The organism is Lysinibacillus sp. FSL M8-0134, assembly GCF_038069745.1.
GTDB classification, from domain to species: Bacteria; Bacillota; Bacilli; order Bacillales_A; family Planococcaceae; genus Lysinibacillus; species Lysinibacillus irui.
Genome location: NZ_JBBPAJ010000002.1, coordinates 133,378 through 145,833, shown reverse-complemented (window position 1 = coordinate 145,833; position 12,456 = coordinate 133,378). Strand labels below are relative to the sequence as shown.

Sequence of the window (12,456 nt, the reverse complement as noted above, 5' to 3'; positions counted from 1 at the left end):
CCTCTTTTTTTAATCTAGTTTTAATGGTTGTACTGCTGGGCCCTCTAGCACCTCTCCTTTTGCATTAAAACGAGAACCGTGGCATGGGCAGTCCCATGTTTCATCCGCTTCATTCCATTTCGTTTTACAACCTAAATGTGTGCAGGTCGGAGCTGTGACATTCTTCATATAACCAGCTATATATTCCTTTGCGACAAAACCACCTACTTTGAGCATCTGCATGAATTGCGCACCGAATTTTGTACGTGATGGTGAATAAAGGGCAATGGCTCCATCCTCACTTCTTGCACCGGTAATAAGGGAGGATAGGATGTCCCCAGCGACAAAGGAATTTGATATACCCCATTTTCGGTAGCCAGTGGCAATGAGCACATTTGGCAATGAGTTTGTTATTCTACCTACATAAGGTACAATATCTGGTGTTTCAATATCCTGAGCAGACCATCGATAGAGTGGTTGCTGCTCAAAATGCTCCTTCATTTCATTGGATATTGCTTCATAATAAGGCTCTGTATTTACGGTCTCCCCAGCAATATGATTCGCTCCGCCAAGTACTAAGTAATGTTCGTTGTTAATAGTAGCTGTTCGGATAGAACGAGAAGGGAAGTCAACTGATAAATATTGTCCTTGCATCGTCTCTGAAACCTTACTAGCAACCATGTATGAACGACTATTAGACAATTTGAAAAGGTGTAGTCCTCTAAATGCCTCAATTGGATAATGCGAGCACAAAATAAGCTTGTTATATTGAACCGAGATGTTTTTTTCGGTATGTAAGTTATTTTGTGGTATGTTTAATTGCTGCACACGGGTATTTGAATATAGTCTTGCGCCCATAGCCTGTGCCTCTTTTGCAAGAAAATTACTAACCTCTAAAGGATTTATTTGTGCCTGTTGTGACATACATAAGGCTTTTGTAATAGGGAAGGGTAGCTCAGTGTCAGAAGTAATTTTTGACTTAATATTTAAAACCTTATAAGCATTCCACTCTTTTAATAATTGTGCATACCCTTCTTTCGATTGACAATATAATAGCGAATCTACTTGCCGCACACTATTTTCCGGAAGTATTTGTCTGGCTTGATCGATGGCTTGTTGATTAAGCTGATAGTAGAGCTGTGCTTCTTCGACCGATAGTTTTTCTAAAAGATTAGCATACACGATGCTGTGCTGCGCTGTTAATTTCCCTGTGGAATGGCCAGTTGTACCGTGTCCAAAATGGGTATTTGCCTCAAGTAGAACCACATCGACACCAGCTTTTGCTAAGGTGTAGGCTGTATATAAACCAGTCAATCCTCCTCCGATAATACAGACATCACAAGTTACAGAGGAAGTAAGTGAAGAGAGTGATACTGACTCGGCAGTAGCGAGCCAAAGAGATTGTGTCATAGATAAACCTCACATTGTTTTTAACTTCAGTATGTAGATAGGCTTGAAAATTTATGCAATGAAGCATAAATATTGCCTTGGGATTTGCTCTGCCGCTACAATGTAGCAAAAGGAGTGAGTTTAATGAAAATTGAAATTTGGTCTGATTATGTATGTCCATTTTGTTATATAGGTAAAAAGCAATTAGAAAAGGCAATTGAAGATACTGGCTATGGCGGGCAAGTGGAACTAGTCTATAAAAGTTATCAACTAGACCCTACTACTCCAGTGGATTCGAATACTACTGTTTATGAATCCTTAGCGAAGAAATACGGAATGTCTATAGAGAAGGCTAAAGAAATGACACTTGGCGTAACGGAACGAGCGAAAGAAGTGGGCTTAAACTATGATTTTAGCAATTTGATGGAAGAGAATACGCTAAAAGCACATCGACTTGTAAAATGGGCTGAGCAACAGGGAGATGTTACGGCACTAGTGGAGACGCTTTTACACAGTCACTTTATTGAAGGAAAGCGCATAGGTCAAGAAGCTGTTTTATTAGAAATTGCTGAGCAGGTTGGATTACAACGTGATGAGGTTGCTAAGGTTATTGCAAATGATGATTATAAAAATGAAGTGGAAGCGGATATTCAAGAGGGTCTACAGCTTGGCGTTCGCGGGGTACCATTCTTTGTTTTAAACCGCAAATATGGTATTTCAGGGGCACAGCCACAGGAGGTATTCGAAGAAACCTTGCGTAAAGTAGCCGAGGAAGAGGGCTTACAACCAAAGCTAAAGATGGCTGGTTCAGAGGATACTGGTGTATGTACAGATGATAGCTGTAATTTTTAAGAGGGTTTAAATACCTCTTATAATACCGAAAAAATCGTAACATAATATTTCAGTCTAAAGTCTGAGGGAAGGAACATTGACTTTTTAGGTGAAATTTTTTAAGATAAACACATATCTTGAATTCGAGATATCAAAACATGAAATTTAGGGGAGAATTTATATAATGAACGTTTTAGTAGTAAAAGCTAATAACCGTCCAGACGGTATTTCAACAAAAATGTATGATACATTCATGGAAAATGTACAAGGTGTAAACGTTACAACTTTTGACGTATTTGCAGAGGATATGCCTTATTTTGGACAAGACCTTTTCAATGCATTCGGTAAAGTACAAAATGGTGGAGAGTTAACAGACATCGAATCGCGTCTTTTAGCTGCTAAACAAAAAGCAATGGATGCATTAACTGCTGCTGATTTAGTTGTATTTGCATTCCCACTTTGGAACTTAACAATTCCAGCACCATTACAAACATTTATCGATTATGTATATCAAGCTGGATACACATTCAAATATGGCGAAAATGGTGAATTAATTAGCTTAATGACTGATAAAAAAGCGATTGTTTTAAACGCTCGTGGTGGCTACTATTCATTACCAGAAGCACAACCAATGGAAATGTCAGTAAACTACATTAAAAATGTTGTCGGTGGCGTATTCGGTATGGAAATTATCGAAGAAGTAATAATTGAAGGTCACAATGCTTCACCAGATAAAGCACAAGAAATTATTGCAAATGGCCTAGAAGAAGTGAAAAAAGTAGCGCAATCACTACAAACTGTAAATGCATAAAAAATATTTTTTAATAAAAGTCCTCTCATTTTAGAGAGGACTTTTTTATTTTGTGAATAGATGTATGGTGTGGTATGGAGGTCGGACATATTGATATTAATTCATTATTTAGAATTTACATTTACTAACATCCTATTGTGACTATAAAAATAAAAATGATAGTAATCTATTATTTCGGAGAAAAGTAAATACCCATTCTTTTAAAAATACATATATTTAGGACTTTTTATTCAGTAAAAAATAGAGTTAGTTTAATATAATAGGATTTGTAGGAAAATACTTGATTATTAAGGAGGTTGTTGTATGAACAAGAAATTAATAGCTAATTTCTTTGCGATGTTACTAGTTCTATTCGCGTTTATACCATTTGGGCTCTCTGCTGATGCTGCTTCCAATGATGTAACACGTGCAGATTATGTAAAAGAATTAGTAAAAAGTTTAGATGTAGAGCTAGGAGATGGATCTTCTCTTCCATTTACCGATGTCTCTAAAGATTTAGCACCCTATGTAGAAAAGGCCGTACAATTAAAGCTTATTAAAGGTAAAACAGCTACTACATTTGGTCCAGACGATCAATTAACTCGTCAACAAGCATTTGTTATATCCGCTCGTGGACTAGTTAGTGAAAACGCTTCCCTCTCTGTTTTAGAGCAATTTAAGGATGCAGATCAAATAGCAGAGGCATATAAACAAGACTTAGCTAATGCTGTCGCTGCAAATATTTTGCAAGCATTTGAGGATAATACTATTCGCCCTCGCGATTTTGTAACGAAAGAGCAAATGGAGAGTATTGTAGAGCGCTTTGTAGCAGAATACAAAGCACCTTCAACTGGCGTGTTAGTAGACCTTCAAATTTTAGGAACGACAGATATCCATACCAATTTAGCTAATTACAATTACTATCTTGATGCACCGTCATCTGAGGTTGGTTTAGCGAATACAGCTACATTAATTGAACAAGCACGCGCTAAAAATCCAAACACATTACTATTCGATAATGGAGATTTAATTCAAGGTACACCACTTGGCTCTTATAAAGCATTAGAAAGTGTCTTAAAGCCGGGTGAAATTCATCCAGCTATAGCAGCACTAAACGCATTGAAATATGATGGTGGAACATTAGGAAACCATGAATTTAACTATGGTCTAGACTTTTTAGATGAAGTATTAAATGATGCAAAATATCCTGTAGTGAATGCTAATACTTATGATGCAAAAACAAAAGAACGCATGTATACACCTTATGTTATTCTTGATAAAGAAGTGGTTGATAGTACAGGCAAGAAGCATACGCTTAAAGTTGGTGTAACAGGCATTGTCCCAACCAAAATTGTTGAATGGGATGCCATTCATTTAGCAGGTAAAGTTGAAATGCAAGAACCAGTCGAAGCAGTTAAAGAGGTAGTACCAGAAATGCAAAAGGCTGGAGCAGATATCATTGTTGTTCTTTCACATTCAGGTATTGGAGAGGACACTTATGTAAAAGGTGCTGAAAATGTTGGTTACCAACTTGCAGAAATCGAAGGCATCGACGCTTTAATTACAGGGCACTCTCATTTAACATTCCCTGGTGACTATAAGGATTTGAAAGATGTCGATCAAGAAAAGGGTACAATTCATGGTGTTCCTACTGTAATGGCAGGTAGCTATGGTAGCCATCTTGGTGTCATTGATCTAAAATTGGAACAAAAAGGCTCAGAGTGGGTTGTGGTAGATGGCAAAGGTTCATTACAATCGATCAAGCAAGAAGGCTTACAACCATCGACAACCGTGTTGGATGCTATAAAAGAAGCACATGAAGGCACATTAACATACATTCGTCAGCCTGTTGGAGAAACAACTGCGCCAATCCATAGTTATTTCTCAATGGTACAAGATGATCCTTCTATTCAAATCGTAACACAAGCTCAAAAATGGTTTATTGAACAAGAGTTAAAGGGCACTGCTGATGAAAAGACACCAATTCTTTCAGCTGGTGCACCTTTCAAAGCAGGATCTCGAAATAACCCATTGGATTATACAAACATTCCTGTAGGGCCACTTGCTATTAAAAATATGGCCGACATTTATCACTATGACAATACTGTTGCTACTATTAAAGTGACAGGCGCTCAAGCGATTGAATGGCTAGAGATGGCTGCAGGTATTTTTGCAACAATTGACCCGAATAAAACAGAAGAACAAAATATTATTGATCCAGAAGCACGTTCTTATAATTTCGATGTGTTAGATGGTTTAACATATCAAATTGATGTGACATCACCAGCTAAATATGATCGCCGTGGTAATCTTACTGATGAAAAGGCAAATCGTATTAAGAATGTACAATATAATGGTAAGCCAATTGATTTAAAACAAGAATTTATTATTATCACAAACAATTACCGTGTTGGTGGCTCATATGGGGCGACTTTCAAAAATGCTGACGGCTCCAATGTAACAAACTATGCTTATGAAAATCGTCAAGCTGTTGTTGATTATATTATGACTAATAAAACAATTAATCCTGCTGCGGATAATAACTGGTCATTTGTACCGTTCCCGGCAAATACAAAGGTGATATACCAAACTGCAAAAGACGCACAAAAGTTTATTCCTGCAGATAGTGGTATTGAATTTTTAGGAGATACAGAATCAGGCTTTGCTAAATATTTAATTAAATAATGTAAAGCAAAGGAGAGTACGAATTATTCGTTACTCTCCTTTTTATGTCTAATAAAGTTTGAAACCGTGTGCCTTGATAGGTTAACATTCCGCTATCGCCTTCAACTAGTTAACCATAGTCGTAGCCATTCACTTTTAGTTCAAGACCTCTCCATTAGGTCCTTCTAATGTGACGTAATAGGAGGTATATGCCCCAGTATTATTTGAGCCACCGCGTATATTAGTACGTTTTGAAACAACCTTGGCAGGTACTGTTAAAATCAGCGAATGGTTATTTTTAGACCAACGATACTGCCAAAAACAATTAAAAAGATGATAGAAATATAAACAGACTCAAATGGTAAACCATGCTCAAACCATAGCAAATGTGTTCTTCCTTTCATTTAAGGTAGAAACTAACATTAAAGAGGGTTTAGCTCAAGGTCTATGACAATGTCTATTTCGTCACTGATTAATACTCCGCCAGTTTCTAAAAACGTATTGTAGACTAAATTAAAATCACGACGATCGATTTGTGCTTTTGCTTGGAAGCCAAATACTTCTTGTGCCCATGGATTGACACCTTTCCCTGTATATACTGTTGTAAATACGATAGGCTTCGTTATGTTTTTGATTGTTAAATTTCCGTGAATCGCAAAATTTTTTTCACTTAGTTTATCAATATATGTAGAGGTAAATACTATTTTTGGATAGACGTCTGCATCAAAAAAGTCAGGAGACACGAGATGGACATCGCGGTCATAATTTTTGGTAGAGACACTAGCCACAGCAATCGTAAAAGAAATGTTTGTATCTTGCATTTGCTCAATATTGGTGGCAACTATGTCAGCGTTGTACGATTCAAACGTACCATGAATTCGGGAAATCATCATATGTCGCACTGAAAAGCTAATTGTTGAATGACTGAAATCAATAGTGTATTTTTTCATTTAAAAACCCCCTAAAACAGCATTCTACAACGATGATAAAGTAAGTAATTGGTTTATTCAATAAATTTTTCATAATTGTGGAAGTGTTATCTTTGAAAAAAGTGTAATCTGTGAACATAATACGAAATGAATTTATATGAGGTAGTCATAAAATTGTCAACGTGTGCATTTTATTAATAGCAGTGTTATTACGCTTTTGCCCTATTAATGACAATATTGATGTATAAAGTTACTTTTTGTAATTAAATATATAAAAGTTAATTAATTATTTTACGTAAATAAGTTACTCCAAATTTACATTTACTGCAATAATCGTTACAATAGTTACATAGAGGTGAAAAATATGAATGAGACTACTTTATGTCCTCGTTTAGCAAAAGCGATGGATTTAATTGGAAAACGATGGACGGGTTTAATATTATATCAATTACTAGACGGGCCACAGCGTTTTAATGAAATTGAGTCTGCATTACCTGTCAGTGGACGCTTGTTATCAGAACGTTTAAAGGAGCTTGAAAAAGAGGGGCTTGTTGAACGAAAAGTATATTCTGAGGTGCCAGTTCGTGTTGAGTATTCATTAACAGATAAAGGTCGTGCACTAGAAGGTGCGATTCGCAATATAGAAACATGGGCAAGTAGTTGGCTTTAACATGAAATGTAATATTTGTGCCAAAAACGACACTTGGAATGATGGTCAATTTTCTTTATAATATTCATCATCTCTGCACAGGTCTTACCTGTCTTGTAATGTGAGATAAAAATACCCTTCATTTTACTTGTCAAATTGGGGTTCTAAATCCATACTGGTGTAGAGTAAGAAGGACGTTAGAAAGGAATTAGCTCTCATGTCAAAAGAACAATGGGCGATGGATTTAGCAAAGAGCATTAATCCTGCCAATATTAAGTTAGATGAATCATTACAGCAATACACAATGACAAAATTAGGTGGCAAAGCAGATGTTTTTGTTCTTCCTGAATCAGAAGAAGAAGCAGCATCAGTTATTCGCTATGCATATATAAATAATATTCCTTTATTAATGTTAGGTAACGGATCTAATATGGTTGTTCGCGATGGCGGTCATAGAGGTATCGTTGTAACGTTTTCACGCTTAGATGAAATTCGAATTAACGGTGAGCATGTTTATGCACAAAGTGGCGCGCTGATCAAGGATGTATCAAAGCTATCTGCAAGAGCTTCTTTAACAGGTTTTGAATTTGCCTGCGGTATTCCTGGATCAATTGGAGGAGCAATGGCTATGAACGCAGGTGCATATGGCGGAGAAATTAAAGATATTATTATTTCGTCTAAGGTGTTAACGAAAGAAGGAGACATTTTAATATTATCTAAAGATGAGCTAGAGCTTGGTTATCGTCAAAGCATCATTGCCAAAAAGGGCTACTATGTATTGTCCTCTGAATTTCAATTAGCCGTAGGAGTGCAGGAGGAAATTGATGCGAAGATTGCTGATTTAACATTCCAGCGTGAATCAAAGCAGCCTTTAGAATATCCGTCAGCTGGAAGTGTTTTCAAACGCCCACCTGGTCATTTTGCAGGTAAGCTTATACAAGATAGTGGCTTGCAAGGTAAAGGGATAGGTGGAGCAGAAGTCTCTACCAAGCATGCCGGCTTTATTGTCAATAAAGGGAATGCCACTGCTTCTGACTATATTGAGACAATCCAAATGGTGCAACGTGTCGTGAAAGAGAAATTTGGTATTGAGTTAGAAACAGAGGTTAAAATTGTTGGTGATGATCTATAATATGACGCCCTTCGCTGAAGTCGGAGGGCGTTTTTCTTAGGAGTGAGGATGAATTGAAATTAATATCGTGGAATGTTAATGGAATACGAGCTTGCTTAGGAAAAGGCTTTTTGGAGTTTTTTAATCAGGTAGAAGCGGATTTCTTTTGTATTCAAGAAACTAAATGTCAAGCTGGACAAGTGGAACTGCCTCTCGATGGCTATGAACAGTATTGGAATTATGCACAGAAAAAAGGCTATTCTGGAACAGCTATATTCACCAAGCACACACCATTGTCTGTTAAGTATGGAGTAGGAGATGAAGATTCTCAGGATGAAGGTAGAATCATTACCTTGGAATATGAAGCGTTCTATTTAGTAAATGTTTATACGCCTAATGCACAACGAGACTTAGCAAGATTACCACTGCGGTTAGAATGGGAAGAACGTTTAGCCTGCTATTTACAGGAGCTCAATAGCAAGAAGCCCGTAGTCTATTGTGGTGACCTCAATGTAGCACATACGGAAATTGATTTAAAAAATGCAAAGTCGAACATAGGAAACTCAGGATTTACATATGAAGAACGTGAAAAATTCTCAGAGCTATTAGCTAGTGGCTTTGTCGACTCCTTCCGATATAAGCATCCTGAAGAAACTGACCATTACACATGGTGGTCCTATATGAATAAAGTACGCGAACGTAATATTGGATGGCGTATTGATTATTTTATTGTGTCTGATCAGCTGAAGGAACAAATCGACGTAGCAACGATTCACCCTCATGTTATGGGCAGTGATCATTGTCCAATTGAATTGCAATTACATTTCTAGTTTTAAAAATCGTATTTTCTATAGAAAATACGATTTTTTTTTGCCGTTTTAGAAAGCCAAGAAGGGTGTTTGATTGCATACACTCGAATGAAGAATTCACTCAAGAATGGGACTTAATATGCTGGGGGCTTACCATCAGGGAGAGAGTTCGGTCCACATGCAGAGGAAATCGCTCAAAAGAAGATGGAAAAGCACTCCAATGAGGATAACCTTCTGGTCAAAGAATGAGGGAAGGTGCTCCTATCGGGGGAGAAACCGCTCAAAGGTGGTCAGAAAGCGCTCCAACTAGTGGAGAAACCGCTCAAAGGTGGTCAGAAAGCGCGCCAACTAGTGGAGAAACCGCTCCAATCGGGGGAGAATCCGCTCAAAGGTGGTTGGAAGGCGCTCCAATCAGAGGAGAAACCGCTCAAAGGTGGTTGGAAGGCGCTCCAATCAGAGGAGAAACCGCTCAAAGAATGAGGGAAGGCGCTCCAACCAGGAGAGAAACCGCTCAAAGGTGGTTGGAAGGTGCTCCAATCAAAGGAGAAACCGCTCAAAGAATGAGGGAAAGCGCTCAATCGGGGGAGACTCCGCTCAAAGAATGAGGGAAAGCACTTCAATTGGTAGAAAAACCGCTCAAAGATCATGGCAACGCCCCATCAATAGAAACCCTCGCCCAAAATAGCTTCTATATGAAAATATCATTGCACGGTAGCCTTCATAATTCTTATTGTTTATACTATTCTAATAGCGAATAAATATAAAATTTTGTATTTATGGACTATTTTACATACATAACATACGGAAATTTGTAAAAAAATTGTTGATTAAGCTAAGTTTTAAGGGGTTGGGAAGGTAGTACAAGAATATAGTGCAAAGAGGGGGTATTAGATGGGGAAGAGAAAGTTTAAATGGAAAAAGTGGCTGCTTGTTATGGCTGGCATACTGGCAGCTGTAGTGATTGTAGCTTTTATTGGATTTACATGGTTTATGAATAAATCTAAGCCTGTAATTGATGGTGAGTTGGCTGTGGAGATTCTTGATCAGGATGTGACAGTTACAAGGGATGACAAGGGAGTTCCGCATATCTTTGCAAAAACAGATGCTGACTTATATCGTGCGCAAGGCTATGTTCAAGCACAAGATCGACTTTTTCAAATGGACTTAGCTAGAAGGCAGGCAAGTGGTCGATTGTCTGAAATTATTGGGGAAGCAACAGTTAATTCGGACAAACATTTCCGTACATTTAGTTTACGTGATGCAGCCGAAAAATCATTGGCAGCTTATGATGAAGAAAGTAAGCAAGTACTCGAATGGTATGCTGAAGGGGTAAATGCATTTATTGCACAGGCAAAGGAAAAAAATACATTAAGTTATGAATTTGCTTTGTTGGGTTATGAGCCAGAGGAGTGGACCGTCGTTGATTCCTTAACAATTGGTAAGTATATGGCTTATGACTTAGGAGGAAATTGGAATACATTAGCCTTCCGTCATTGGGCTTTACAAAACTTTGAAGAGGAAAAGGCGAAAGAATTATTTATCAAATATCCTAAAAATGCCTCATCTATCATCGAGGCTAACATAAAAAATCCTGTTGCAGTGGCAGGGCAATTCAATGCAGACTTGTTACCAAATGAGTTTAACGGTAGTAATAACTGGGTTGTAGCTGGTGATAAAACAAAATCAGGAACACCGATTTTAGCAGATGATCCACATCTAGGATTAAGCACGCCATCTATTTGGTATCAAATGCATCTCCAATCGCCGGAACAAAATGTTAGTGGTGTTATTTTTGCAGGGATTCCAGGTATTATTTTAGGCCATAATGATGAAATTGCATGGGGTGTTACGAATGTGGGTCCTGATGTTCAGGACTTATACATTGAAATACCAAATCCGGATGATCCAACACAGTTCCGATATGATGGTAAGTGGGAGCAAGCAGAGGTACGTGATGAATCTATCAAGGTGAAGGATGGGGAAACGGTAGACTTTGAAGTCGTTGTGACTCGTCACGGGCCCATTATGACAGATTTAGCATTCAAGGATACAGAGCCAACAGCACAATTTTCAATGCAATGGACGGCACTTCAATCTACAGCAGAACTGAGAGCGGTGCTTGGCTTTAATAAGGCGAAATCTTGGGGTGACTTTGAAAAAGCACTAGAGGATTTTAAGGCGCCAGCTCAAAACTTTGTTTTTGCATCAAAGGATGGCACTATAGCCTATAAAGCCAATGGTCAAATACCAATTCGTAAGCAAGGGGATGGTCAATTACCTGTTCCAGGTGATTCTAGCGAATATGGTTGGGAGGGCTTTATTCCTTGGGAGGAGCTACCAACTGTGGTGAATCCAAAAGAAGGCTTTATTGCAACAGCAAATAACCAAGTAATAGGAGAAGACTATCCATATCACATCACAGATTTCTGGGCTCAACCTTATCGTTTCGAGAGAATTAAGGAAGTGCTAGAGGCAAATGATTCTATCACCGTAGAGGATATGATGGCTTTACAAATGGATCAACATAACCTTTATGCAAGAGAGTTCTTACCCGATTTATTAACTTCTATAAAAGCTCAAGATCAGGATGGTAATTATGCAGAGATTATTGCTATGTTAGAGGATTGGGACATGGTGGATGCAAAAGAATCAGGTGCACCTCTCGTCTTCCATACACTTATGATAAAGCTACAAGAAGTATTGTTTAAAGATCAAATGCCAGAAGATATGTACAACATTATGTATGGGAAATTTAATATTACAGACCAGCTTTTACGAACAGCGTATGCAGGGGAGAAAAGCATTTGGATAGAGGAACAGGGTGGCGTGGATAAAGCAGTTTTCAAGGCACTCGAGCTCACAGTTGCCCAATTAGAGGATCAATTCGGTAAAAACGCTTCGAAGTGGCAGTGGGGGGATTTCCATCAGCTTACTTTTGATCACACATTAGGGAGCGCGTCCCCAATTCTTGCAGCCTATTTTAATGCTAAAAAGGTACCGATTGGCGGCTCCAAGGTTACGGTGCAGGCAGCAGACAATGATTTAGCTGGTAATGTGGATCACGGTGCATCTTGGCGCTTTGTCGTGGATGTCGGTGATCTAAGCTCCGCCTATCATATTGTCGGTCCAGGTCAAAGTGGACATGTAAAGTCTGATTGGTATCAAGACCAGGTACTTGATTGGTCGAAAGGGGAATATCATCAAACATTTGTGAAACAAGAAGAGATAAAAGGTAAAACATTACAATTAAAGGCACAGTAATAAAAGGTTAGCGTACTTATTAAGTGCGCTAATCTTTTTTTTTT

11 protein-coding genes are annotated in these 12,456 nt (G+C 38.1%); 8 read left to right on the top strand and 3 right to left on the bottom strand.

What is annotated here, in order from left to right; genetic code table 11:
• Positions 1 to 9 precede the first annotated feature (9 nt).
• On the bottom strand, positions 10 to 1,389 hold the full coding sequence (locus MKY49_RS20535) for an FAD-dependent oxidoreductase (protein WP_274794715.1): 1,380 nt from the start codon (positions 1,387 to 1,389) through the stop codon (positions 10 to 12).
• A 123-nt stretch (positions 1,390 to 1,512) separates the two neighbouring features.
• Between MKY49_RS20535 and MKY49_RS20530 the strand changes: the two genes are divergently transcribed.
• The 3 genes from MKY49_RS20530 (at position 1,513) to MKY49_RS20520 (ending at position 5,674) form a co-directional block, all read left to right on the top strand.
• Positions 1,513 to 2,220: a DsbA family oxidoreductase gene (locus tag MKY49_RS20530; protein ID WP_341386997.1), complete on the top strand. Its 708-nt coding sequence runs from the start codon at positions 1,513 to 1,515 to the stop codon at positions 2,218 to 2,220.
• Between the two features lie 163 nt (positions 2,221 to 2,383).
• The gene (locus MKY49_RS20525) at positions 2,384 to 3,010 is read left to right on the top strand and encodes an FMN-dependent NADH-azoreductase (protein WP_274794713.1); all 627 of its coding nucleotides are present in this window, start codon (positions 2,384 to 2,386) and stop codon (positions 3,008 to 3,010) included.
• Between the two features lie 303 nt (positions 3,011 to 3,313).
• Positions 3,314 to 5,674 carry a bifunctional 2',3'-cyclic-nucleotide 2'-phosphodiesterase/3'-nucleotidase gene (locus tag MKY49_RS20520; RefSeq protein ID WP_341386996.1) on the top strand — a complete coding sequence of 787 codons (2,361 nt, stop codon included), beginning with the start codon at positions 3,314 to 3,316 and terminating at the stop codon, positions 5,672 to 5,674.
• A gap of 135 nt (positions 5,675 to 5,809) precedes the next feature.
• Here the strand turns inward: MKY49_RS20520 and MKY49_RS20515 are convergent, their stop codons facing one another.
• Together MKY49_RS20515 and MKY49_RS20510 are read right to left on the bottom strand one after the other, a co-directional pair.
• A complete protein-coding gene (locus MKY49_RS20515; protein WP_341387129.1) occupies positions 5,810 to 5,935 on the bottom strand; it encodes a hypothetical protein in 126 nt (41 codons plus the stop codon).
• Between the two features lie 140 nt (positions 5,936 to 6,075).
• Positions 6,076 to 6,603, bottom strand: a complete 528-nt coding sequence (locus tag MKY49_RS20510; RefSeq protein ID WP_341386995.1) for a YceI family protein — start codon at positions 6,601 to 6,603, stop codon at positions 6,076 to 6,078.
• Between the two features lie 343 nt (positions 6,604 to 6,946).
• Between MKY49_RS20510 and MKY49_RS20505 the strand changes: the two genes are divergently transcribed.
• The 5 genes from MKY49_RS20505 to MKY49_RS20485 all read left to right on the top strand — a co-directional run bounded on the left by MKY49_RS20505 (position 6,947) and on the right by MKY49_RS20485 (position 12,412).
• On the top strand, positions 6,947 to 7,252 hold the full coding sequence (locus tag MKY49_RS20505; protein WP_036119224.1) for a winged helix-turn-helix transcriptional regulator: 306 nt from the start codon (positions 6,947 to 6,949) through the stop codon (positions 7,250 to 7,252).
• A gap of 196 nt (positions 7,253 to 7,448) precedes the next feature.
• Positions 7,449 to 8,363: a UDP-N-acetylmuramate dehydrogenase gene (murB, locus tag MKY49_RS20500; RefSeq protein WP_341386994.1), complete on the top strand. Its 915-nt coding sequence runs from the start codon at positions 7,449 to 7,451 to the stop codon at positions 8,361 to 8,363.
• A 53-nt stretch (positions 8,364 to 8,416) separates the two neighbouring features.
• The gene (locus MKY49_RS20495; protein ID WP_322610593.1) at positions 8,417 to 9,172 is read left to right on the top strand and encodes an exodeoxyribonuclease III; all 756 of its coding nucleotides are present in this window, start codon (positions 8,417 to 8,419) and stop codon (positions 9,170 to 9,172) included.
• A 234-nt stretch (positions 9,173 to 9,406) separates the two neighbouring features.
• Positions 9,407 to 9,631 carry a hypothetical protein gene (locus MKY49_RS20490; RefSeq protein WP_341386993.1) on the top strand — a complete coding sequence of 75 codons (225 nt, stop codon included), beginning with the start codon at positions 9,407 to 9,409 and terminating at the stop codon, positions 9,629 to 9,631.
• A gap of 411 nt (positions 9,632 to 10,042) precedes the next feature.
• On the top strand, positions 10,043 to 12,412 hold the full coding sequence (locus MKY49_RS20485; RefSeq protein ID WP_341386992.1) for a penicillin acylase family protein: 2,370 nt from the start codon (positions 10,043 to 10,045) through the stop codon (positions 12,410 to 12,412).
• Positions 12,413 to 12,456 lie beyond the last annotated feature (44 nt).

What these genes read in the sequence shown, in the direction of transcription:
- MKY49_RS20535 (WP_274794715.1), bottom strand. Translation starts at nt 1,389, where the DNA reads ATGACACAATCTCTTTGGCTCGCTACTGCCGAGTCAGTATCACTCTCT.
- MKY49_RS20530 (WP_341386997.1), top strand. Translation starts at nt 1,513, where the DNA reads ATGAAAATTGAAATTTGGTCTGATTATGTATGTCCATTTTGTTATATA.
- MKY49_RS20525 (WP_274794713.1), top strand. Translation starts at nt 2,384, where the DNA reads ATGAACGTTTTAGTAGTAAAAGCTAATAACCGTCCAGACGGTATTTCA.
- MKY49_RS20520 (WP_341386996.1), top strand. Translation starts at nt 3,314, where the DNA reads ATGAACAAGAAATTAATAGCTAATTTCTTTGCGATGTTACTAGTTCTA.
- MKY49_RS20510 (WP_341386995.1), bottom strand. Translation starts at nt 6,603, where the DNA reads ATGAAAAAATACACTATTGATTTCAGTCATTCAACAATTAGCTTTTCA.
- MKY49_RS20505 (WP_036119224.1), top strand. Translation starts at nt 6,947, where the DNA reads ATGAATGAGACTACTTTATGTCCTCGTTTAGCAAAAGCGATGGATTTA.
- murB (WP_341386994.1), top strand. Translation starts at nt 7,449, where the DNA reads ATGTCAAAAGAACAATGGGCGATGGATTTAGCAAAGAGCATTAATCCT.
- MKY49_RS20485 (WP_341386992.1), top strand. Translation starts at nt 10,043, where the DNA reads ATGGGGAAGAGAAAGTTTAAATGGAAAAAGTGGCTGCTTGTTATGGCT.